This is a genomic window from Pseudomonas sp. PDM26 (assembly GCF_019219185.1).
Classification (GTDB): Bacteria; Pseudomonadota; Gammaproteobacteria; order Pseudomonadales; family Pseudomonadaceae; genus Aquipseudomonas.
The window spans coordinates 624,701-647,258 of the sequence record NZ_JAHUWC010000002.1 but is presented as its reverse complement, the minus strand read 5'-3'; the positions used below and the strand labels follow the sequence as shown (position 1 = coordinate 647,258).

At 62.1% G+C, this 22,558-nt stretch carries 21 protein-coding genes and 1 pseudogene; 15 read left to right on the top strand and 7 right to left on the bottom strand.

Annotated elements, in window-relative coordinates:
• The first annotated feature begins 146 nt into the window (after positions 1-146).
• A complete protein-coding gene (bkdR, locus tag KW849_RS06770; RefSeq protein WP_007976593.1) occupies positions 147-635 on the top strand; it encodes a Bkd operon transcriptional regulator BkdR in 489 nt (162 codons plus the stop codon).
• A gap of 112 nt (positions 636-747) precedes the next feature.
• Here bkdR and KW849_RS06765 read toward each other — a convergent pair whose 3' ends face one another.
• Positions 748-1,611 (bottom strand): MBL fold metallo-hydrolase, encoded by an 864-nt coding sequence (locus KW849_RS06765; RefSeq protein ID WP_218428679.1) that lies wholly within the window; start codon positions 1,609-1,611, stop codon positions 748-750.
• A 103-nt stretch (positions 1,612-1,714) separates the two neighbouring features.
• On the opposite strand from KW849_RS06765, the gene KW849_RS06760 reads away from it, so the two are divergent.
• The 6 genes and pseudogenes from KW849_RS06760 to nahK all read left to right on the top strand — a co-directional run bounded on the left by KW849_RS06760 (position 1,715) and on the right by nahK (position 8,645).
• The gene (locus KW849_RS06760; RefSeq protein WP_218428678.1) at positions 1,715-2,056 is read left to right on the top strand and encodes a helix-turn-helix transcriptional regulator; all 342 of its coding nucleotides are present in this window, start codon (positions 1,715-1,717) and stop codon (positions 2,054-2,056) included.
• 166 nt (positions 2,057-2,222) lie between these two features.
• Positions 2,223-2,369, top strand: a pseudogene (locus tag KW849_RS06755) (pyridine nucleotide-disulfide oxidoreductase); the annotation flags it as partial.
• Between the two features lie 12 nt (positions 2,370-2,381).
• The gene (locus tag KW849_RS06750; protein ID WP_218428677.1) at positions 2,382-3,188 is read left to right on the top strand and encodes a sulfite exporter TauE/SafE family protein; all 807 of its coding nucleotides are present in this window, start codon (positions 2,382-2,384) and stop codon (positions 3,186-3,188) included.
• Between the two features lie 248 nt (positions 3,189-3,436).
• Positions 3,437-4,621 carry a porin gene (locus KW849_RS06745; protein ID WP_218428676.1) on the top strand — a complete coding sequence of 395 codons (1,185 nt, stop codon included), beginning with the start codon at positions 3,437-3,439 and terminating at the stop codon, positions 4,619-4,621.
• A 300-nt stretch (positions 4,622-4,921) separates the two neighbouring features.
• The gene (nosP, locus tag KW849_RS06740; protein WP_218428675.1) at positions 4,922-6,079 is read left to right on the top strand and encodes a nitric oxide-sensing protein NosP; all 1,158 of its coding nucleotides are present in this window, start codon (positions 4,922-4,924) and stop codon (positions 6,077-6,079) included.
• On the top strand, positions 6,009-8,645 hold the full coding sequence (nahK, locus tag KW849_RS06735; protein WP_256357092.1) for a hybrid sensor histidine kinase/response regulator NahK/ErcS': 2,637 nt from the start codon (positions 6,009-6,011) through the stop codon (positions 8,643-8,645). Before nosP ends, nahK begins: the two co-directional genes overlap by 71 nt.
• Positions 8,646-8,806: 161 nt before the next feature.
• On the opposite strand, the gene KW849_RS06730 is transcribed toward nahK, so the two are convergent.
• The 6 genes from KW849_RS06730 to KW849_RS06705 form a co-directional block, all read right to left on the bottom strand.
• Positions 8,807-9,472 (bottom strand): response regulator transcription factor, encoded by a 666-nt coding sequence (locus KW849_RS06730; RefSeq protein ID WP_218428674.1) that lies wholly within the window; start codon positions 9,470-9,472, stop codon positions 8,807-8,809.
• Positions 9,473-9,528: 56 nt separating this feature from the next.
• A complete protein-coding gene (locus KW849_RS06725) occupies positions 9,529-10,086 on the bottom strand; it encodes a PQQ-dependent catabolism-associated CXXCW motif protein (RefSeq protein ID WP_218428673.1) in 558 nt (185 codons plus the stop codon).
• 221 nt (positions 10,087-10,307) lie between these two features.
• Entirely contained in the window at positions 10,308-11,099 is a 792-nt protein-coding gene (locus KW849_RS06720) for an ABC transporter permease (RefSeq protein WP_218428672.1), read from the bottom strand.
• Entirely contained in the window at positions 11,096-11,827 is a 732-nt protein-coding gene (locus tag KW849_RS06715; protein WP_218428671.1) for an ABC transporter ATP-binding protein, read from the bottom strand. Before KW849_RS06715 ends, KW849_RS06720 begins: the two co-directional genes overlap by 4 nt.
• Positions 11,824-12,783 (bottom strand): YVTN family beta-propeller repeat protein, encoded by a 960-nt coding sequence (locus KW849_RS06710; protein WP_218428670.1) that lies wholly within the window; start codon positions 12,781-12,783, stop codon positions 11,824-11,826. Before KW849_RS06710 ends, KW849_RS06715 begins: the two co-directional genes overlap by 4 nt.
• A gap of 30 nt (positions 12,784-12,813) precedes the next feature.
• The gene (locus KW849_RS06705) at positions 12,814-13,998 is read right to left on the bottom strand and encodes an ABC transporter substrate-binding protein (RefSeq protein ID WP_218428669.1); all 1,185 of its coding nucleotides are present in this window, start codon (positions 13,996-13,998) and stop codon (positions 12,814-12,816) included.
• 210 nt (positions 13,999-14,208) lie between these two features.
• Here KW849_RS06705 and pedF point away from each other — a divergent pair, with 210 nt between their 5' ends.
• From pedF to pqqB, 8 genes are all read left to right on the top strand, one after another.
• Positions 14,209-14,670, top strand: coding sequence for a cytochrome c-550 PedF (pedF, locus tag KW849_RS06700; protein ID WP_218428668.1), 462 nt, complete (start codon positions 14,209-14,211; stop codon positions 14,668-14,670).
• A gap of 3 nt (positions 14,671-14,673) precedes the next feature.
• A complete protein-coding gene (locus tag KW849_RS06695; RefSeq protein ID WP_218428667.1) occupies positions 14,674-15,549 on the top strand; it encodes an ABC transporter substrate-binding protein in 876 nt (291 codons plus the stop codon).
• A 10-nt stretch (positions 15,550-15,559) separates the two neighbouring features.
• Positions 15,560-16,321 (top strand): quinoprotein dehydrogenase-associated SoxYZ-like carrier, encoded by a 762-nt coding sequence (locus tag KW849_RS06690; RefSeq protein WP_218428666.1) that lies wholly within the window; start codon positions 15,560-15,562, stop codon positions 16,319-16,321.
• 31 nt (positions 16,322-16,352) lie between these two features.
• Positions 16,353-17,291 (top strand): quinoprotein relay system zinc metallohydrolase 1, encoded by a 939-nt coding sequence (locus KW849_RS06685; protein ID WP_218428665.1) that lies wholly within the window; start codon positions 16,353-16,355, stop codon positions 17,289-17,291.
• 267 nt (positions 17,292-17,558) lie between these two features.
• A complete protein-coding gene (locus KW849_RS06680; protein WP_218428664.1) occupies positions 17,559-19,334 on the top strand; it encodes a PQQ-dependent methanol/ethanol family dehydrogenase in 1,776 nt (591 codons plus the stop codon).
• A 302-nt stretch (positions 19,335-19,636) separates the two neighbouring features.
• A complete protein-coding gene (locus KW849_RS06675; protein WP_046037291.1) occupies positions 19,637-21,157 on the top strand; it encodes an aldehyde dehydrogenase family protein in 1,521 nt (506 codons plus the stop codon).
• 262 nt (positions 21,158-21,419) lie between these two features.
• Entirely contained in the window at positions 21,420-21,491 is a 72-nt protein-coding gene (pqqA, locus tag KW849_RS06670; protein WP_003253598.1) for a pyrroloquinoline quinone precursor peptide PqqA, read from the top strand.
• 55 nt (positions 21,492-21,546) lie between these two features.
• On the top strand, positions 21,547-22,461 hold the full coding sequence (gene pqqB, locus KW849_RS06665; RefSeq protein ID WP_218428663.1) for a pyrroloquinoline quinone biosynthesis protein PqqB: 915 nt from the start codon (positions 21,547-21,549) through the stop codon (positions 22,459-22,461).
• The last annotated feature ends 97 nt before the right edge of the window (positions 22,462-22,558 follow it).

Below are 22,558 nucleotides of genomic sequence, written 5' to 3'. Positions count from 1 at the left end.
TGACAGATTTCGTTCGGTAGAAGAAATCTTGTCCTACAACAATCATAGGCCCGGCCAAGAAGAATATTTCTCTCTGTTTCGTTGCGCCGAAGATCATTTGCAGATAAAAAACCTGCATAAACAAAAAAAACAGGTGGTTTTATCTCATGCGCAAACTGGACCGTACTGACATCGGCATTCTCAACAGCCTTCAGGAGAACGCCCGCATCACCAATGCCGACCTCGCACGCTCGGTGAACCTGTCGCCGACGCCGTGTTTCAACCGGGTCAAGGCCATGGAAGAACTGGGAGTGATCCGCGAGCAAGTGACGCTGCTGGATGCCGACCTGCTGGGATTGCACGTGAACGTGTTCATTCACGTCAGCCTGGAAAAGCAGGTAGAGGAGGCGTTGCAGCATTTCGAAGAAGCGATTTCCGATCGCCCCGAAGTGATGGAGTGCTACCTGATGGCCGGCGACCCGGACTATCTGATCCGGGTGCTGGTGCCGACCATTCAGTCGCTGGAGCGCTTCATGATGGATTTTCTGACCAAGGTGCCGGGGGTGGCGAATATCCGTTCGAGCTTTGCGCTCAAGCAGGTGCGCTATAAGACTGCGCTGCCGTTGCCGGCGAATGGGCTGACCCTGGGTAACTGAAAATCAAGGATCGCGCGTTGTAGGAGCTGCCGCAGGCTGCGATCTTTTGATTCTGGCGACAGATGGATCGCTGAAGATCAAAAGATCGCAGCCTGCGGCAGCTTCTACAGGGTTAGAGCTTGTTGATCGGGATTTTCAGGTAGGTCACGCCATTGTCTTCGGCCGGCGGCAGGTCCCCCGCCCGCACATTGACCTGTATCGCCGGCAGCAACAGCGTCGGCATGCCCAACCCGGCATCACGCCGGGTGCGCATGTCGACGAAGGTGGCTTCGTCGATGCCGTCGCGCACGTGGATGTTGCTTTTGCGTTGTTCACCCACAGTCGTCATGTATTGGGAGGAACGGCTCTCGGGCGGGTAGTCGTGGCAGACGTACAGGCGCACGCTGGCGGGGAAGGCCAAGAGCTTGTGGATCGAGGCGTACATCTGGTTGGCATTGCCGCCGGGAAAGTCGCAGCGCGCGGTGCCCACGTCCGGCATGAACAGCGTGTCGCCGACCAGGATCACATCGTTGCCGATCAGGTAGGCCATGTCCGCCGGGGTATGACCGGGCACGTGCAGGGCGGTGGCCCTGAGGTTGCCGATCATGAACGATTCGTCGGGGGCGAACAGGTGATCGAACTGCGATCCGTCGACGCAAAAGGCAGGCTCCAGATTGAACAGCGCCTTGAACACGTCCTGCACCTTGCTGATCGACTCGCCAATGGCGATCTTGCCGCCCAGTTGCCCGCGCAGGTAGGGAGCGGCGGACAGGTGATCGGCGTGGGCGTGGGTTTCCAGCAGCCATTGCACCTGCAAGTGATGGGCGCGGACGAAGGCGATGATTTTGTCGGCCTGGATGGTCGCGGTACGCCCGGAGGCTGCGTCGTAATCGAGCACGGGGTCGACAATCGCGCACTGCCCGCCATCCGCCTCGTAGACCACGTAGCTGTAGGTCGAGGAGGCGGGGTCGAGGAAAGCTTCAATCAGCGCGGGCATGGACACGAACCTGTGCAGGGGGAGAAAAGTCAGTCTTGGGTTGCAACACTATATGTTTAAACATAATGTTCGCAGCTTAAGTGACGTTGAAGGCATCCTGCAAATGCAATCCAGTCTGACCGAATGCGAAGTCGCTCAACTGCGCGCCTCGGCCTCCAAGGCCTGTGCGCTGCTCAAGGCCCTGGCCAATGAGGATCGCCTGTTGATCCTGTGCCAGCTCACCCAGGGTGAGCGCAACGTTGGCGATCTGGAAAAAATGACCGGCGTGCGCCAACCGACCCTGTCCCAGCAATTGGGCATCCTGCGCGATGAAGGACTGGTCGCCACCCGTCGTGAAGGCAAGTACATTTTTTACGGTCTCGCCAGTCACGAAGTGATCCAGGTGATGAAAACCCTCTCCGGGCTGTATTGCGGGGCCGTGCTTAAAAGCTGGGTTCAACCCTGATCTTATCCAACACACCGAACCTGTGGGAGCGGGCTTGCTCGCGAAGGTGGTGTGTCAGCCAACGTTTATGTCTACTGACACACCGCCTTCGCGAGCAAGCCCGCTCCCACATTGGGATTTGTGTGTTGACTGGAAAAATCCCTGCGTGCAGCAAAAGGAACAAGCAATGAACGATCAACACTGGGGCCCATCCATCAGTGCAGATATCGTGGTGATCGGCGGTGGCACGGCGGGCATCGGCCTTGTCGCCAGCCTGCTCAAGCGTAGCCTGCATCTGAACATCACCGTGATCGAACCCGACTCCCGGCACTACTGAGAACTCCCTATGTTGCTGGCAAGTCTGTTTGGCGTAGTGATGGGGTTGGTGCTCGGCTTGACGGGCGCCGGTGGCGGTATCCTTGCAGTCCCGGCCCTGGTGTTGGGGTTGGGCTGGAGCATGACCCAGGCCGCTCCGGTGGCGTTGTTCGCGGTGGGCAGTGCGGCAGCGGTCGGCGCCATCGATGGTTTGCGCCATGGCCTGGTGCGTTATCGCGCGGCGCTGCTGATCGCGGCGTTGGGCGCGGTGTTTTCGCCGGTGGGCATCTATTTTGCCCATCAGTTGCCGGAAAAAATCCTGATGGTCCTGTTCAGCCTGCTGATGGTCGTGGTGGCCGGGCGGATGTTGCGTCGCGAGCGCAAGGATGAGGGGCCCAGCGATCACGGTCACGCCAACTGGGGCCAGAAGAACTGCATGCTCGATCAACAGACCGGGCGCTTTTCCTGGACCGCCAAATGCACCGCGACCCTCGCCGCGCTCGGGGCAGTGACGGGTGTGGTCTCGGGATTGTTGGGGGTGGGCGGCGGCTTTCTGATCGTCCCGGCGTTCAAGCAACTGACCGATGTGCAGATGCGCGGGATCATCGCCACCTCGCTGATGGTGATCAGCCTGATTTCCGCCATCGGCGTGATCGGCGCCTTCCAGGCCGGCGTGCGCATCGACGGTTCGGGCATCGCGTTCATCGTCTCCAGCATCGTCGGCATGATCATCGGCCGCAAGCTCTGCGCCCGGGTGCCGGCGCGGGCGTTGCAGGTCGGCTTCGCCAGCATCTGCGTCGTGGTCGCCGCCTACATGCTGATAAAAGCGGGCGCTTGACCTGTAGGAGCCCGGCTTGCCGGCGAAGAGGCTTCAAGTGCGCCTTCGCCGGCAAGCCGGCTCCTGCGAAAAGCGGTTCTTTACAACTTTAGTGGCTTGCCCTGCCGACAAGCGGTCGTACGCCATAGTGGTCACGCACTGCCGGCCACTCCAAAGCACCTGAAAACCAGCCCCAAGGCAGCGTATGGCGCCGCCGGTCAGGTTTCGATAATCGCCTCCGACATTCAGTCCCCGTTTCGGAGCGCGCCATGCACAACAATAAGAACGTCACGCATCGTTTTCTGCCGGCCTTTATCGCCAGCCTGTCGGCCCTTGGCCTGAGCCCGGTGGCCGAGGCGGATATCATGCTGTACGACAAGGACCAGACCACGTTCTCCACCGACGGCTACATCAACGCCTTCTACGTGAACAGCGATGTCGACCGCGCCGGCGATCAGTTCGACCGTCGGCAGTCACGGGTGAAGATGGGCTTTTTGCCCAACTACCTGGGGTTCAACATGGGCAAGCAGGTAGACGATCTCAAGCTCGGTGCCCGCGCCTCGTTCTGGGTCACCATCAACGACAGCCAGACCAATGGCACCGACACCGCCATCGATGTGCGGCAGTTCTTCGGCACCGTGGCCAACCCGGAGTGGGGCGAAGTACTGATCGGCAAGGACTTCGGGCTGTTCGCCCGTTCCAACATCCTGCTCGACGAAATGCTCGCCGGTTACGGTCAGGTCAGCGATACGCTGGGGCTGGTGGATGGCGGCGGGGTGTCGTTCGGCAACATCGGCACCGGTTACCCGTATCCGTTCCCGACCTCGCAGATAACCTATCGCACCCCGGTGCTGGACGGTCTGCGTGTGGCAGTCGGCATCATGGACCCGGTGGACACCAACGACAGCAGCCCGACGGGCAAGGCCTATCAGGAAAACCCGCGTACCGAGAGCGAAGTCACCTATCAGTTCGACCTGGCCGGGGCAAAGATCTACAGCTGGGTCAACGGCAGCTACCAGACCTCGGACAACACCGATGCCACGGTCGAGACCGTCACCTCCAAGGGTGTCGGTTATGGCGTGCAGGCGAAGATGGGCGGCTTGTCCCTCACCGGGTCGGGTTTCCAGGCCAAGGGCATCAACCCGTTTTTCACTAACAATGCCGGCGAGCCGACCCTGCGCAACGTCGACAGCGACGGCTACCTGATGCAGGGCTCCTACAAACTGGGCAAGAACCGCCTGGCCTTGTCCTACGGCAAGACCAATGACGATGGCAACGGCGTGGTCGGCAGCGGCGCGGACTACGAGACCCGCGGCATCGCGTTGTTCCATGACGTGAACGACAACCTCAAGCTGGTGGCCGAGTACAACCAGTTCGAAATCAACGGCCACGACACCGACGAGCAGAACGAAGACACCGACACCTTTGCCGTGGGCGCGGTGCTGACCTGGTAATAAAGCCGATCTGCTCGTCCTTTCCCTGTGGCGAGGGAGCTTGCTCCCGCTGGAGCGCGTAGCGGTCCGGATTCTGGTCGCGCATCGACCGGGTTTGGGCCTGCTACGCAGTCCAGCGGGAGCAAGCTACCTCGCCACCAAAGCGCGTGCTTCACATCTCGAGCTACATCTTTCAAGTCCCCATCCCCTCAAACTCTCTCATCCCATCGAAGCGGCTACCCGCTACCCAAGTAGCATTCGTCGCCCCCCACAGACTTCGTACACTCGTGCCTCATACACACGCACCTGCGGGAGGTAAGGATGCAGCAGAGCGAAGGCGTCGTCAGTGCAATGTCCCAGGCCACCGATGCCCGGCAGGTCGCGCAGGAACTGGCACGCCAGTTGTTGCATCCGCACCTGGGGTTCGTGCTGTTCTTCTGTTCCGCCGAATACGACTTGCAGGCGCTGGGCCAGGCCTTGCAGCAAAGCTTCGGTGGCATTCGCCTGGCGGGCTGCACCAGCGCCGGGGAAATCACCCCGCTGGGCTACGGGCGCAATTGCGTGACAGCGGTGGGTTTCGATCACCGGCACTTTTCCATTGCGATCGAGCTGATCGACCAGATGGAGCACTTCAGCCTGATCGACGCCCAGCAAATGGTCGAGCGCCTGGTCAGTGGCTGTCGCAGCAATACCCTGGCCCCGATCAAGGGCAACAGCTTTGCCCTGACCCTGCTCGATGGCCTGTCCAGCCGCGAAGAAATGGTCCTGGCGGCCTTGAGCGCGGCATTGGGCGACATTCCGCATTTCGGCGGCTCGGCCGGCGACGATAACTACCTGACCCATACCCATGTGTACTTCGATGGCGAGTTCCACAGCGGCGCGGCCGTGGTGGTGCTGGTCAATACCTGGCTGGATTTCGAAGTGTTCACCACCCACCACGTGTTGCCCCGCGCCGAGAAGCTGGTGGTCACCGGAGCCGACAGTGCCTCACGGCGGGTCTTCGAACTCAATGCCGAGCCGGCCGCCGCCGAGTACGCCCGGCACATCGGCGTGCCGGTGGCGCAGCTCGATCACCGGGTCTTCGCCGCGCACCCGTTGGCGGTGCGGATCAACCAGCAGTACTACGTGCGGGCCATCCAGCAGGTGCATCCGGACCTGAGCCTGAGTTTCTACTGCGCCGTGGAAAACGGCATCGTCCTGACCGCCATGACCCCGGGGCCGATGCTGCCGAACCTGCAGAGCCTGTTCGAGGGGTTGCAGGAGCGCCTGGGCGATTTGCTGCTGACCATCGGTTGCGACTGTTTCCTGCGGCGTCTGGAACTCGAAGACGACGGCAGTCTTGATCAGATCGGCTCGTTTTTGCGTGAGCAACGGGTGATGGGTTTCAACACCTATGGAGAACAGTTCAATGGCATGCACATCAACCAGACCTTCACCGGCGTTGCCATTGCCCGCGGCCGTGCCCCAGGATATCGCTGAGCTGCAGGCCGAACTGGCCGGGCTGCGCCTGGAAAACCATAAACTGCAGCGCATCAATGGCGCGCTGATCGAACGGGTCGAGTCCGGGGTGACCCGCGGCAACGATCCGTACGCGGCATTCCAGCATTCGGTGGTGCTGGCCGAGCAGGTGCGCGAGCGTACCGATGCCTTGAATCAGGCCATGGCCGAACTCAAGGCCGGTAATCATTTGCTCAGCGAAGCCCGCCTGCGCGCGGAAACGGCGCATCAACATCTGATCGATGCCATCGAAAGCATTTCCGACGCCTTCGTGCTGTTCGACGCCGAGCAGCGCATCGTGCTGTTCAACAGTCGCTTCAAGGCGTTCTGGAGCAACAGCCGGGTGCGGATCAACGCCGGCATGCGCCTGACCGAGGTCAAGCGGTTGATGATGAACAACGGCCTGTTCACCGAAGAGTCGCGCGGGCATGCCGACGAAAACCTGCTGTACCGCCTGCAGAACGGGCGCTGGCTGCAAGTCAGCGAGCGGCCGACCCAGGAAGGCGGGCGGGTGATTCTGTTCACCGACATTACCGACGTCAAACTCAGCGAGACCGTACGCCGCGAGCAGGCGGTGGCGCAGAAGTCCCATTTGTTGCAGCGGGCGGTCGATAACCTGTCCCAAGGGGTGGCGATGGTCAGCGCCGAGGGCATTCTGGAGTTGTGGAACCGGCGTTTCCTGGAGCTGAGCGGTCTGGCTCCGGTGGCGGCCCATCGCCCGTTTGCCGAAGTGATCGCCGACAGCGAGTTGAACCTTTTGACCCCGGCCAGTCGCGATGGCAACGGACGACCGGTCCGCGAATGCGAGCAGCGCCTGTTCGATGGCCGGGTCCTGGAAATTCGCACCCATCCGTTGCCCACCGGCGGTTTCGTCAACACCTTCACCGACATTACCGAACGCTACCAGCACGCCGAGGCGCTGAGTGAAAGCGAACACTGGATTCGCCTGATCACCGATCACGTACCGGCATTGATTGCCTACCTCAATGCCGACCTGGTCTACGAGTTCACCAACAAGGTCTACGAAGAATGGTACTGCTGGCCCCGAGGCGTGATGCTCGGCCAGAGCCTGCGCGAAGTGCACAGCGAACAGCATTACCAGCGGCTGGAGCCCTACGTGGCCAGGGCACTGGCCGGCGAGAGTGTGACTTTCGAGTTCGCCGAAACCAACGTCAACAACCAGGAGCGCTACATGTTGCGCTCCTATGTGCCCAACCGTCTGGCCAGTGGCGAGGTGGTGGGGATTTTCGTGCTGATCCGCGACATCACCGAACGCCGGCGCACCGCCGAGGCGCTGCATCAGGCTTATCAGAACCTTGAGTTGCGGGTACGCGAGCGCACGGCGGAATTGACCACCCTCAACGACCAGCTGCTGCGCGAGATCGATGAGCGGCGCCTGGTCGAGGCACGCTTGCGCGAGGCCAAGCAGGAAGCCGAGCAGGCCAACCTGTCGAAAACCAAGTTCCTCGCCGCCGTCAGCCACGACCTGCTGCAACCGTTGAATGCCGCGCGCCTGTTTACCAGTGCCTTGCTGGAACGGCGCGAACCGATGTCCAGCGAGATTCTGGTGCGCAACGTGAGCAATTCCCTGGAAGACGTGGAGAACCTGCTCGGCACCCTGGTGGACATTTCCAAGCTCGATGCGGGGGTGATCAAGGCCGACATTGCGCCGTTCGCCCTCAGTGAACTGCTGGACAACCTGGCCGCCGAATACACCCAGGTGGCGCGCAGTGAAGGCCTGCAACTGCACTTCATCGGTTGTTCGGCGCTGGTGCGCAGCGACATCCAGTTGCTGGCGCGCATTTTGCGCAACCTGCTGAGCAATGCGATTCGCTATACCTGCAGTGGTCGCGTGGTGCTCGGTTGCCGGCGCCATCATCAGTGCCTGACGATCGAAGTCTGGGACAGCGGCATGGGCATTGCCGAGCATCGCCTGGAAGAGATTTTCCAGGAGTTCAAGCGCGGTGATGTGCAGCGGCCGGATCAGGATCGCGGCCTGGGCCTGGGCCTGGCGATTGTCGAGAAAATTGCCGGCATCCTCGGGCATCGCATTCATGTGCGCTCGTGGCCGGGCCGGGGCTCGATGTTCTCGGTCGAAGTACCGTTGAGCGCCACGGCGCCGAAACCGCCGCCGACGTTGCAGATGAGCGAGCCGATGCTTGAGCGCCTGCGTGGCGCACGGATCTGGGTGCTGGACAACGACGCGACCATCTGCGCCGGCATGCGCACCTTGCTGGAGGGGTGGGGGTGTCGGGTGGTGACGGCGCTGTCGGAGGAGGACCTGGCGCGGCAAGTGGACAACTATCACGCCGAGGCCGACCTGCTGATCGCCGACTACCACCTGGACAACGATCAGAATGGTGTCGATGCGGTGGCAAGAATCAATGCCCGTCGTGCCTCACCGATTCCGGCGATGATGATCACGGCCAATTACAGCAATGAACTCAAGCAGCAGATCCGCGAACTGGGCCACACCCTGATGCACAAGCCGGTGCGGCCGATGAAGCTGAAGACGGCGATGAGTCATTTGCTTGGCCCATCCAGATAACACCGAACCTGTGGCGAGGGAGCTTGCTCCCGCTGGGTCGCGACGCGGCCCCCTGCAAACACCCAAATACACCGGGTCGCCTGGATTTACGACTGCTTCGCAGCCGAGCGGGAGCAAGCTCCCTCGCCACAGATACATCTTTCAGACTTGGGCAGGGGCAGTTACCGCCGCAGATAAGACCCGAAATCAATATCCCCGGCACTCAGGATCGCCTGCACCCGGTTGTGCACGTTGAGCTTGCGCAGGATCGCCGAGACATGGGCCTTGACCGTGGTCTCGGCGATTTCCAGGGTGTAGGCGATCTGCTTGTTCGACTCGCCCTTGGTCATGCGTTCCAGCACCTGCAGCTGCTTGCGGGTCAGGGCCTGGAGCAGTTCGGGCGGGAAGCTCGGGGTGTCGTTCATCCGCCGGTGGGTGCTGCTTTTGGTGGTGCGGATGATGTCTGGGGGCAGGTAGACATTGCCATTGAGAATCTGCTGGATGGCATCGGTCATCTGGGTACGGGGTGACGATTTGGTGATGAAACCCACCGCGCCGTAGGTGATGGCTTGCAGCACGATCTGCTTGTCTTGCTCGGCGGAGACAATCACCACCGGAATGGTCGGCGCTTCGTTACGCAGGTTGATCAGGCCATTGAGCCCGTGCATGCCGGGCATGTTCAGGTCGAGCAGGATCAGGTCCAGGTCGTCGTGCTCCTGGGTCAGGGCCAGGGCGCTGTCCAGGTCAGCGGTTTCCATCACTTCGCTGCCGGCAAAACCGTCGCTGATGACGTTGTGGATGGCTTCGCGAAACAGCGGGTGATCGTCGGCTATCAGAATTTTGTACATGGCCTTTCACCTCATTATTTTGATTATGGTGTGGCAACAACACGCACGCGTAAAGCTTAGGGAAAGGGTTCGGGCCGGGCTGGCGAAACCGGCAGCCTGGCCGCTTGCCAGGCGTCCAGGCCATCGCGATACCAATACAGAGTCTTATAGCCCATGGTGGCTGCGCGCTTGACCGCATTCCAGCTCAACCAGCAGTCGGAGCGGCAGTAGAAGACCAGCGGTTGCGTCGGGTCGCCGGCGGTCAGCTTTTTCAGGTTGGCGGCGAAATAGTCCTGCCATTGCGGTGTGAGGTCGCCGTCTCCGGTATTGGCCAGCCAGTGGCTGCCGGGCAGGTTTTCATGGGGCTGGTCTTCGATGAATTGCCCTTGCAGCCACTGACGGCGGTAGACGTCGATCAGCACCGGGCGCGGGGTTTGGCCGAGCAGGGTTTGCAGGGCGGGGGTGTCGACGATGGTTGCGCCTTGCAGTTGTTCCGGCGTTGGGCTGCGGTACAGGCCGATGCGATAGCCGTCAGCAGAGAACAGCGCTGTGTCGGCCTGCGCAGTACTCAGCAGCAGGCCCAGCGACAGGGCGGCGAAAGCAGGGCGCAACAGGCAACGTCGGGCACGCGGCATGGGTTCAGTCCTTATAGTTATGGACCTATTACATGCCAGTCGGGGGGCGTTGGGAATGCGACGATAGACAGGGAAACCAGTACTAAAGTAGTAATTTCACCCTGTTCAATGAAGATCCCTTGTAGGAGCTGGCTTGCCAGCGAAGAGGCCGGCAGCTCCAGCATTGATGTTGGCTGGCATACCGCCATCGCCGGCAAGCCGGCGCTTACAGGGGCGTGTTGTCAGCCGGCTTTGCGCAAGGCCGCATGCTGCGGGTTGAAGGTCAGTACGGCGAGCAACGCAAACAACAGCGTCAGCCCCGTGCACACCGCCAGTGCCAGCGGATTGAAGCGTTCATACAGGGCGAAACGCACCAGCTCCACCGCATGGCTGAACGGATTCACCGCGCACAGCCAATACAGCCACTCGCTGGCCTCGCGCATCTTCCACAGCGGATACAGCGCCGATGACAGGAAAAACAGCGGGAAGATCACGAAATTCATCACCCCGGCGAAGTTCTCCAGCTGGCGGATCGCGTTCGACAGCAACAGGCCCAGTGCGCTGAGCAGCAACGCCACCAGCAGCAAGGCCGGCAACGCCAGCAACAGGCCCATGGCCGGTGGCCGCACGCCGTAGACCCAGGCAATCGCCAGAAACGCATACACCTGCAACAGCGAAATCAGCGACGTGGCCAGCAGCTTGCTGCACAGCACGAAGGTGCGCGGCAGGGGGCTGGTCAGCAGCACGCGCATGCTGCCCATCTCGCGGTCGTAGACCATCGACAGTGAGCCCTGCATGCCGTTGAACAGCAGGATCATGCAGGCCAGGCCGGGAATGATGTAGACCTCGTACGGTATGTAGGTGTCGTAGGGCTCGATGATCGCGATCCCCAGCGCTGCGCGAAAACCGGCGGCGAACACCAGCAGCCACAGCAGCGGCCGTACCAGGGCGCTGAGAAACCGCGTGCGTTGCAGCACAAAGCGCAGCCATTCGCGCAGCACGATACCGCGCAAGCATTGCCAGTAAGCAGTCATTGCATGGCTCCTGTGGTCGTCAGGCGGGTGAAGGCCGAACCGAGGTCACCGCCGTGTTCCAGGCTCAGGGCATCGGCCTGTCCGCTGGCCACCAGCCGGCCTTGATGCAGGATCAGCAAGTCATCGCTGGGCTGTACTTCGTCGAGCAAATGGGTGGTCCAGAGCACGCTGATGCGCTCCTCGCGACACAGGCTACGGATGTGCTGGTTGAGCGCCAGGCGACTCGCCGGGTCGAGGCCGACACTGGCTTCATCGAGCAGCAACAGGCGCGGCTCATGCAACAGGGCGCGGGCAATTTCCACCCGGCGACGATGGCCGCCATTGAGTTCGCGCACCCGTTCGCGGCGGTGTTCGGTCAGGGTCTGACGGGCCAGTTCGGCGTCGACCCGAAGGTCGGTCTGGCGCCGGGACAATCCGTGTAGCGCGGCGTGATAACGCAGGTTCTGCTCGACGCTGAGGTCCAGGTCCAGGGTACTTTGCTGGAACACCACACCCAACTGCCTGAGTGCCGGGCGTGACGCGCTGCGCAATGAACAGCCCCCGACGCGGATCTCGCCTTGCTGCAGATCATAGAGCCGGGTCAGCAGGGCAATCAGAGTCGATTTGCCCGCGCCGTTGGGTCCCAGCAGCGCGGCGAAACGCCCGGGCTCCAGGCTGAAACTCACTTTGCGCAGGGCCTCTCGAGTACCGTAGGCGAAGCTCAGGTCGCTGACTTCAAGGGCGTTCATGGCGTCACCACCACGCCCCAGGGATAGCGCCCGACCTTCACCGATTTGCTCACCTTGAGGCTGTCGACATCGATCACCGAGACATCGCCGCTGACGCCGTTGGTGGCCAGCAGTTGCTTCTGATCCGGGGTGAACGCCATCTGCCAGACCCGTCGACCCACCAGCAGGTAATCGACAATCTCGAAGGTCTTGGCATCGATCACCGCCACATGGTTGGCCGGGCCGAGGGCGACGAAAGCGTATTTTCCATCGGCGCTGAGCTTGATGCCCACCGGCTGCACCTTGTCCGGGTGCACGCCCTTGATCTGGAAGTTCAGGGTCTTGAGCACGTTGCGGCTGGCCACGTCGAGAATGGTCACGGTGCCGCCGATTTCCGCTGAGGCCCAGAGCTTCGTGCCATCCGGGGAGAACTCGACGAAGCGCGGGCGCTGATCCACCAAGGTGCTGTCGGCCAGGGTCTGGGTGCTGGTGTCGATCCAGTGCAGCATGTTGGTGGTTTCGCTGGTGTTGACCGCCCACTTGCCGTCGGGGCTCACCGCCATGCCTTCGGGTTCGACGCCGACGTTGATCTGGCCGAGGACCTTGGAGGTCTCGGTGTCGATCACCGTGACCAGCGCATCGTCTTCGTTGGAGACATACAACCAGCGATTGTTCGGGTGCAGGGCGAATTGCTCGGGGTCCTTGCCCGAGGGCAGTTCCTTGATGATCTTGCGCGTGGCCACGTCCATCACCTGGACCCGGTCCGAGTCACTGGCGCAGATGTACAACAGCTTGTTGTCATGGGACAGCAGCAAGCCACGGGGGCGCTGGCCGACGGGCAGGGTGTCGGTGACTTGCAGGGTCTGCAGGTCGATCAGGCTCAGGCTGTTGTCCTTTTCGTTGGAGACCCAGGCAGTGCTGGCAACGGCATGGCCAGCGGCGAGCAACATGATGCAAGAGAGCAGGGTGCGGCGCATGGCGGATTCCTTGTTGTTGTGATTATCGGATCAGGGAAAACGGCAGCTGACCTCGGGTTTGTCATAGCCCAGGCTGTCCATCTCGTTGAACGGGTGCAGAAAGCCGTCCTGGGGTGACGTACTGACCAGCGCCCGGGGTTGCACGATAGGGATCGGCTGGCGCAACTGGCCGTTCCACGGCCGATAGCTGAGCTTGCGGCCCTTGAAACCGTCGAGCGGCAACTGGTCGCTGATGTCCAGCGTACGGATCGCCTTCGGCTCGGCCTGGCGCAGTTTGCTCACGGCGCTGGCGATACTGCGCACAGCCATCCATGCCGCGAAATCGCGGTCGTTCATCCAGCGCCCGGTCAGGGCTTCGAAGCGTTTTTGCAGCTGCGCGGCGCCGTAGGTTTCCACGGTCTTGTGCCAGCCCACCGGGGTCAGGCCCTGGGTGCCGGCGACCGGGCGCGGGTACCAGGTCTGGTAGGGCACGTATTCACCGAAGTCGCCGCGTTCATCGGCCACCAGTACCACATCGTACTCGGCGGTCTGGGTGAACAGCGGCATATCCGCCTGAGCGCTGCGGCGTTGGTCGTTGTCGAAGCTCCAGGGTTTTTCCGCCACCAGTTGCAAGCCAAAGCGTTTGGCCGCGCGGCGCAGGGCGGCGGCATAGGCTTGATCGTCCGGGGTCGGGCCGACAATCAGCAGCGCCCGCTGCCATTTGCGCGCTACCAGAAACTGCGCCAGCGCATCGGCGAGCATCGCCCGGCTCGGCAAGGTGTGCAGCACGTTCGGCAGGCAATCGGTGGTGCGCAGGCTGTCATCGGGGCTGCCGGCGTTGAACAGCAGGCTGTCGGGTAGTGCGGCACTGAGTTGGCGCAGGCTGGTGGCGGGGGCATTCACCACAAACAGGCGCAGTCCTTGTTCGTGCTGAGCCTTCGCCGCTTCGAGCAAGGCTTCGGGGCTGTCGACACTGGCGCTGACCAGGCTGTAGCCGTGATTGAGAAAGCGCCCGGTGCTGTTGCTGTCGGTGATCGCCAGTTCGGCGCCGCGCAGCCCGGCATCGGTAGGCTCGGGGATGACGTTCGACAACACCGGGCCTGGGTCGGGGCGATAACCCAGATAGCCGATGCGCACCTGCAAGGGTGCATCCGCGGCCTGACTCTGGGTGACCAGGCCGGCGGCGCAGGCAATCGCCAGCAGGTAGATCAGGGCGTAAGGGATGAGCTGGCGCATAGGGCACTCCATTACAGATAGCGCCAGCTTAGGTAGCCCGTGAAGCTGAGGAAATATGCAGAAAGTACCGGTGGTGTCCATCCAGCGCCTTACTACCAAGGGACTAGGTGGCGACCACCAAAGCAGCATGGGGTGAGTGCGATACCGTTTCTAAGATGGCTGCCATAGCCTCTGCCAAGAGGTTTTGCGTGCAACCCAGAGGGCATAACAATGACAACAAAACGCAACGCCTTGCTCGTGACCGGGCTATTGGCCGGTTTGATCAGCGCAGGTTCCGTCTGGGCCCACGGCAACGTGGTCCCACAAGCCGTGGCCACCCCGGGGCTGACCCCGATCAAGGACGCCGGCGTGCAACTCGATGCCGATGGCTGGGCCGCGGTGAACCCGTATCGCACCGCCCCGGAACACGACAAGGCAGTGGAAATCGGCTCTTCGGCCTATACCCAGAACTGCGCGGCCTGTCATGGCCTGGAAGCCAAGTCCGGCGGTATCGCCCCCGACTTGCGCATGCTCGATGTCGGTGAGGCGGGCGATGAATGGTTCGCCGAACGGGTGCGCCATGGCGCAGTGCGCGACGGTCGGGTGTACATGCCGAAGATGGCCGACTACCTGAGCCAGGAGGCCCTGTGGGCGGTGCGCACTTATCTGGACACCGTGCACGTCGAGGAGTGACCCATGCGCCTGCTCGCGGTGTTGATCAGCGCTCTGTGGCTGTGCTGCCAGGCGGCGCAGGCGCAGGTTCGCAACTACGACGAAATGATCGCCGCCGGGGAGCTTAAGGTGGCGGTCTACAAGGACTTCGCCCCTTACAGTTTTGAAAGCGGCGGAAAGCCGCGAGGTGTCGATGTCGAACTCGCTGAAGCCCTGGCCAAGGCGCTCGGCGTGCGCCTGACGCTGATCTGGGCGCCGGCGGGAGAAAAGCTCGATGACGATCTGCGCGATTACATCTGGCGTGCCAGTGCCTTGCACAACCAGCAACTGGCCGACCTGATGATGCGCGTGCCCTACGACCGTGACTACGCGCAGAAGCGCAACGAGTTCGGCGAACTGGTCAACGGCCAAGTGGTGATGTTCGGTCCGTACCAGAACGAACAATGGCAGGTGGCCTATGACCGTCGGCGACTGGACAAGGTCGCCAGCGTTGCGGTGTTCGAGTATCACCCGATTGGTGTCGAAGTCGACAGCGTGCCGTCGTTCTACCTGACCTCGGTGTTCAACGGCATGCTCGCCGGCAAGACTCATCACTATCCCGGCGTGCCCCAGGCGTTTGCCGCGATGAAGGCCGGTGAGGTCGACGCGGTGATGGCCATGCGCGGCGAGATCGACTGGCAGGTACACCAGGCCGCCGACCCGCAAGTGGCGCTGGCAGAAAACGCCTACCCGAACATGGGCAAGCAGCTCTGGGAGATCGGCATGGCGGTGCACGAAAGCAACCGGCAACTGGCCTATGCCGTGGAAGAGGCGCTGGAAAGCCTGATCCGCGAGGGCTCGGTGAAGACCATCTACGGCCATTACGGTCTGCAATACGACGTGCCCGAGATGTATCAATAAGGAGCAGGCGATGAAATGGCGAGGGAGTTGTCTGTTGGCCTGCTGGCTAAGCCTGGCGGCACAGGCCGCCGAAATCGATCCCGGCAAAGACCCGGTGCCATCGGTGATGTGGGCTTTCTATCAGCAGCAGTTTCTGGGTAATGCGCCGTTCGTTTTCGATGAGCGGGTCAAGCTGCTGGCGCCGCCGTTTGCCGAAGATGCCCGGCAGGTGCCGCTGGAAATCGACGCCCGGGCGTTCAACGGCGAAGTGGTGAAAATCCTTGCCTGGGCAGAGCTGAATCCGTTGCCGAAAATCGTCGACTTCCAGCCGCTGAATTCGGTTTTGCCCTGGCTGTCGTTGCGCATTCGCATCGAACAGGCCACGCCCTTGCGCGCGGCGGTGTTGACCCGCGACGGCGTGTGGCATGTCGGTTCGACCCTGATCGACGCCGCAGGTGGCGGCTGCACCGCACCGAGCGTGGTGCGGACTCAACCGGGCTGGGAAGAGCACATCGGCGAAGTGCTCGGCGGGCGCTATCCCCGGGGCGAATTCAGCCGTTTGCGTATGCAGGTGGCCCATCCCATGGACAACGGCATGGTCAGCGGCATTCCGGAATTCTTCATCAACCATGCCGAGTTGCGCGACCACAACGAGCAAGTGCTGGCCCGGCTGGAGCTGTTTCCTGCGGTCAGCGAAAACCCCAACCTGGCCTTCGACATCGAAGGAGCAGGGCAAACGCGCCTGTTAATACGGGACAACAGTGGCAATGAGTTCGATGCGTCGATCCCCTGACCCCAAGAAGCGTGACCCCAAGGAGCGTGGCATGCGCTGGATCCTGTTGATGGTGTTAAGCGTCAGTCTGCCGGCCCTGGCCGATCTCGAGTACTCACTCAAGCCCCGGCAGATCGCCCAGGACACCTGGTTGCTGGAAGGCAGCACCGATAATTTCGCCAAGGCCAACGGCGGCAACATCGTCAACACCGCGTTCATCGTCACCGAACGCGGTGTGGTGGTGATCGACACCGGCCCGTCCAGGCGTTACGGCGAAGCGATGCGCAAGGCGATTGCCGCCACCACCGACAAGCCGGTGATCGAGGTCTTGCTGACCCATCACCACCCGGACCACGTGTTGGGCAATCAGGCCTTCACCGGCGTGCCGATCGGTGCCTTGGCCGGCACCACCGAACTGTTGCACCGGCAAGGCGATGCCATGGCCGAGAATATGTACCGGATGGTTGGCGACTGGATGCGCGGCACCGAAGTGGTGCTGCCGACCCAGACGCTGACACCCGGCGTGAAAAGTTTTGGGAATCACGATTTGCGTCTGCTGAGCCTGGGTGGGCATACGGGCGCGGATCTGGTTATTCTCGACCAGCAAACCGGCGTGCTGTTTGCCGGGGACCTGGTGTTTTATCAACGGGCCCTGACCACGCCCAACAGCCCGGGCCTGGCCGTATGGCTGGCGGACATCGCGACCCTGCAAGGCTTGCCCTGGACGCAGGTTGTGCCCGGCCACGGTCCGGTGGCGAGCGACCCGCAACCCTTCGAGCAGATGCGCGATTACCTGACCTGGCTCGATCAGCTCATGCGCGACGGCGCCGCCAATGGCAGTGACATGGCCGAGATGATCCGCAGCCCCATCCCCGAACGCTTCGCCAGCATCAATTTGAGCCGCTACGAACTGATCCGCAGCGTCAGCCATCTGTACCCGCGCTACGAGCGCGAGCGGATGACGCGGGTGGATTCCGCAGCCGGCAAATGATGCTTTCCTGTAGGAGCGAGCTTGCTCGCGAAGGACGTTAACGAAAACGCAAGCTGCCTGGATGAACGCGGTGGTCTGACGTTTTTCGCGAGCAAGCTCGCTCCTACAGGGGCCGGTGTCGTTCACGTCCATCTCATCCGACCTGCTACCAAGGAACTAGCAATCTCCTCATTGCGGGCAATTGTTGCCAGGGCGGCGGCGCTCAAGAATCTGCACCAGACCGGGAAAATTTCCCGGACATAACAAAAATCCGCAGAGGAAGCCGTCATGACCCAACCCGCACGTCGCCAGCCCTTCGTCTTGAGCCTGCTGCTCAGTGCCATGCTGTTGTCCGGCCAGGCATTGGCCGGGGTTTCCGACCAGGACATTCTCCAGGACCCGAAAAACCCGGAACAGGTCGTGACCAACGGCCTCGGCGTTCAGGGGCAGCGCTACAGTCCGCTGGATATTCTCAACGTCGACAACGTCAAGGAGTTGCGACCCGCCTGGGCGTTTTCCTTCGGCGGTGAAAAACAGCGTGGCCAGCAAGCGCAACCGATGGTCAAGGACGGCGTGATGTACATGACCGGGTCTTACTCCCGGGTGTTCGCCGTGGATGCACGCACCGGCAAGAAACTCTGGCAATACGACGCGCGCCTGCCCGATGACATCCGCCCTTGCTGCGACGTGATCAACCGTGGCGTCGCGTTGTATGGCGATCTGGTGATCTTCGGCACCCTCGACGCCAAGCTCGTGGCGCTGAACAAGGACACCGGCAAGGTGGTGTGGAGCAAGAAAGTCGCCGACCACAAGGAAGGCTACTCGATCAGCGCCGCACCGCTGGTGATCAACGGTAAGCTGATTACCGGCGTGGCCGGTGGCGAGTTCGGCGTGGTGGGCAAGATCGAGGCCTACGACCCGAAAAATGGTGATCTGCTGTGGACCCGGCCGACGGTCGAAGGCCACATGGGCTACGTCTACAAGGACGGCAAAGCCGTGGAAAACGGCATCTCCGGCGGCGAGGCGGGCAAGACCTGGCCGGGCGATCTGTGGAAAACCGGCGGCGCGGCCCCTTGGCTCGGTGGTTACTACGACCCGGAAACCAACCTGCTGCTGTTCGGCACCGGCAACCCGGCGCCGTGGAACTCGCACCTGCGCCCTGGCGACAACCTCTACTCATCATCGCGTCTGGCGCTCAACCCGGACGACGGCACCATCAAGTGGCACTTCCAGAGCACGCCCCACGACGGTTGGGACTACGACGGCGTGAACGAACTGGTGTCGTTCAACTACAGCGAAGGCGGCAAGGAAATCAAGGCGGCGGCCACTGCCGACCGTAACGGTTTCTTCTACGTGCTGGACCGCACCAACGGCAAATTCATCCGTGGCTTCCCGTTCGTGGACAAGATCACCTGGGCCACCGGCCTGGATAAGAACGGCCGGCCGATCTACAACGAGGCCAGCCGTCCCGGTGCGCCGGGTTCCGAAGCCAAGGGCAGTTCGGTGTTCGTGGCGCCGGCGTTCCTCGGCGCGAAAAACTGGATGCCGATGGCCTACAACCAAGACACCGGGCTGTTCTATGTGCCTTCCAACGAATGGGGCATGGACATCTGGAATGAAGGCATCGCCTACAAGAAAGGCGCGGCGTTCCTCGGCGCCGGCTTCACCATCAAGCCGTTGAACGAAGACTACATCGGCGTGCTGCGGGCCATCGATCCGAAAACCGGCAAGGAAGTCTGGCGCCACAAGAACTACGCGCCGCTGTGGGGCGGGGTGCTGACCACCAAGGGCAATCTGGTGTTCACCGGCACGCCGGAAGGTTTCCTGCAGGCGTTCAACGCCAAGACCGGCGAAAAGGTCTGGGAGTTCCAGACCGGCTCCGGCGTGCTCGGCTCACCCGTGACCTGGGAAATGGACGGCGAACAGTACGTCTCGGTGCTCTCCGGCTGGGGCGGCGCGGTGCCGCTGTGGGGGGGTGAAGTGGCCAAGCGGATCAAGGACTTCAACCAGGGCGGCATGCTCTGGACCTTCAAGCTGCCTAAGGACCTCGTCGCCAAGCACTAACCCCGGCGACCACAACTTTGTGGTGATGAATTACCTGTGGCGAGGGAGCTTGCTCCCGCTGGGCTGCGAAGCAGCCCCCTACGTTCTCGGCCGCAACCGAGTCGTTTGGATTTACGACTGCTGCGCAGCCGAGCGGGAGCAAGCTCCCTCGCCACAAAAGCCTGCTGATACCGCAGCGCCTTCTACGACCAAATAACGAGAGCCCCTCCTGCCAACGATGCATTCGTTCGGCACGCGGGGCTCTCTAGTATCGGCTCATCGCCTGTCAGTACGACAGGCATCGACCCAGACAGAGGCCCACCATGATCTACGCACAACCCGGAACTCCAGGCGCCGTCATTACCTTCAAGCCGCGCTACGGCAACTTCATCGGTGGCGAGTTCGTCGCTCCGATCAATGGCGAGTACTTCACCAACACCTCGCCGGTCAACGGTGAAGTGATCGCCGAGTTCCCGCGCTCCAGCGCGGCCGACATCGACAAGGCCCTCGACGCCGCCCATGCCGCTGCCGATGCCTGGGGCAAGACCTCGGCCCAGGACCGCTCCCTGGTGCTGCTGAAAATCGCCGATCGCATCGAGCAGAACCTTGAGGTCCTGGCCGTCACCGAAACCTGGGACAACGGCAAGGCCGTGCGCGAAACCCTGAACGCCGACGTGCCGCTGGCGGCCGACCATTTCCGTTACTTCGCCGGCTGCATCCGCGCTCAGGAAGGCGGCGCCGCCGAGATCAACGAGCTGACCACGGCCTATCACTTTCACGAACCGCTGGGCGTGGTCGGGCAGATCATTCCGTGGAACTTCCCGCTGCTGATGGCTGCCTGGAAACTCGCCCCGGCCCTGGCCGCCGGCAACTGCATCGTGCTCAAGCCCGCCGAGCAAACGCCGCTGTCGATCATGGTCTTCGCCGAGCTGATCGCCGACCTGCTGCCGGCGGGCGTGCTGAACATCGTCCAGGGCTTCGGTCGCGAAGCCGGCGAGGCCCTGGCTACCAGCAAGCGCATCGCCAAGATCGCCTTCACCGGCTCGACCCCGGTGGGCGCGCACATCATGCATTGCGCCGCCGAGAACATCATCCCGAGTACCGTCGAGCTGGGCGGCAAGTCGCCGAACATCTTCTTCGAAGACATCATGAACGCCGAGCCCGCGTTCATCGAAAAAGCCGCCGAAGGCCTGGTGCTGGCGTTCTTCAACCAGGGCGAAGTCTGCACCTGCCCGTCCCGGGCGCTGGTGCAGGAGTCGATCTACGAGCCGTTCATGGCCGAGGTGATGAAGAAGATCGTCAAGATCAAGCGCGGCAACCCGCTGGACACCGAGACCATGGTCGGCGCCCAGGCGTCCGAGCAGCAATACGACAAGATCCTCTCGTACCTGACCATTGCCCAGGAAGAGGGCGCCGAGCTGCTCACCGGCGGCGCGGCCGAACGTCTGGAGGGCGACCTGTCCAGCGGCTATTACATCCAGCCGACCCTGCTCAAGGGCCACAACAAGATGCGTGTGTTCCAGGAGGAAATCTTCGGCCCGGTGGTGGGTATCACCACCTTCAAGGACGAAGCCGAAGCCTTGGCCATCGCCAACGACAGCGAGTTCGGCCTCGGTGCCGGCCTGTGGACTCGCGACATCAACCGCGCCTACCGCATGGGCCGGGCGATCAAGGCAGGGCGCGTGTGGACCAACTGTTACCACCTGTACCCGGCACACGCGGCGTTTGGTGGCTACAAGAAGTCCGGCGTCGGTCGGGAGAACCACAAGATGATGCTCGATCACTACCAGCAGACCAAAAACCTGCTGGTGAGCTACGACATCAATCCGCTGGGGTTCTTCTGATTTCGCACTGATGGCAAGCACTCTGTAGGAGCGAGCCTGCTCGCGATGGACGTCAACGATAACGCTGGAAGCCTGACACCCCGTGGCGTTCTCGGGTTCTTCGCGAGCAAGCTCGCTCCTACAGTATTTGTGTGTGCATGACGATCGCACACCCCCTACCAAATCACCCCCAAAGCTCCTTCGAAAGTAGCATTCGGGCACTCGATGCCCCGTGCATTAATGGCTCTACCGGAATCACCCGGCACAAGAAGAGGAATGACCCATGTGGACTAAACCCGCGTTTACCGATCTGCGCATTGGCTTCGAAGTGACGATGTATTTCGCCAACCGTTGATTGATCACCCGGCCAGCCGCTGCGTTGGCCGGGCCTGCCTTCTGGAGCATCCGCCATGCACATTCGCGTTCTCGGTTCCGCCGCCGGCGGTGGTTTCCCGCAGTGGAACTGCAACTGCCGCCAGTGCGCCGGTGTGCGCAATGGCAGCCTGCGGGCACAGCGCCGTACGCAGTCGTCGATCACCCTGAGCGACGACGGCGTGGAGTGGGTGCTGTGCAATGCTTCACCGGACATTCGTGCGCAACTCGAGAGTTTTGCGCCATTGCAACCGGCACGGCGCCTGCGTGACAGCGCCATCGCCGGCATCGTGCTGCTCGACAGCCAGATCGACCATTGCACCGGCTTGCTCAGCCTGCGCGAAGGCTGCCCGCATGCGGTGTGGTGCACCGAGCGCGTGCATCAGGACCTGAGCAGCGGTTTTCCGTTGTTCAACATGCTTGAGCACTGGAACGGCGGATTGCACTGGCAACCGGTCGGCCTCGATCGCCAGTCTTTCAGCATCCCGGCCTGCGGGCATTTGCAATTTCGCGCGATTCCCCTGGTGAGCAACGCGCCGCCGTATTCGCCCAATCGCGGCAACCCGCAACCGGGCGACACCATTGGCTTGTTCATTGAAGACCTGCGCAACGGCGCCTCGCTGTTCTATGCCCCGGGCCTTGGCCGAATCGACGATGAAGTGCTGAGCTGGATGCAGCGTGCCGATTGCCTGCTGCTGGACGGCACCCTGTGGCGCGACGACGAGATGCGTATCTGCGAAGTCGGCCAGAACCTGGGCAGCGAAATGGGGCACCTCCCACAAAGCGGCCCCGGCGGGATGCTAGAAGTGCTGCAAGGGTTCAACCGCCAGCGCAAGGTGCTGATCCACATCAACAACACCAATCCCATTCTCGATGAAGACTCGGCCGAGCGGGCGTTGCTGGAACGGCGGGGTATTGAAGTGGCTTATGACGGCATGAGTATTGAGCTGTAGCCGATGGCCCTATCGCGAGCAGGTCGGATCGCCGCACCGTCGCTCCCACAGGGGGCACCGCCGATTCAATGTAGGAGCGGGCTTGCCCGCGAAGAGG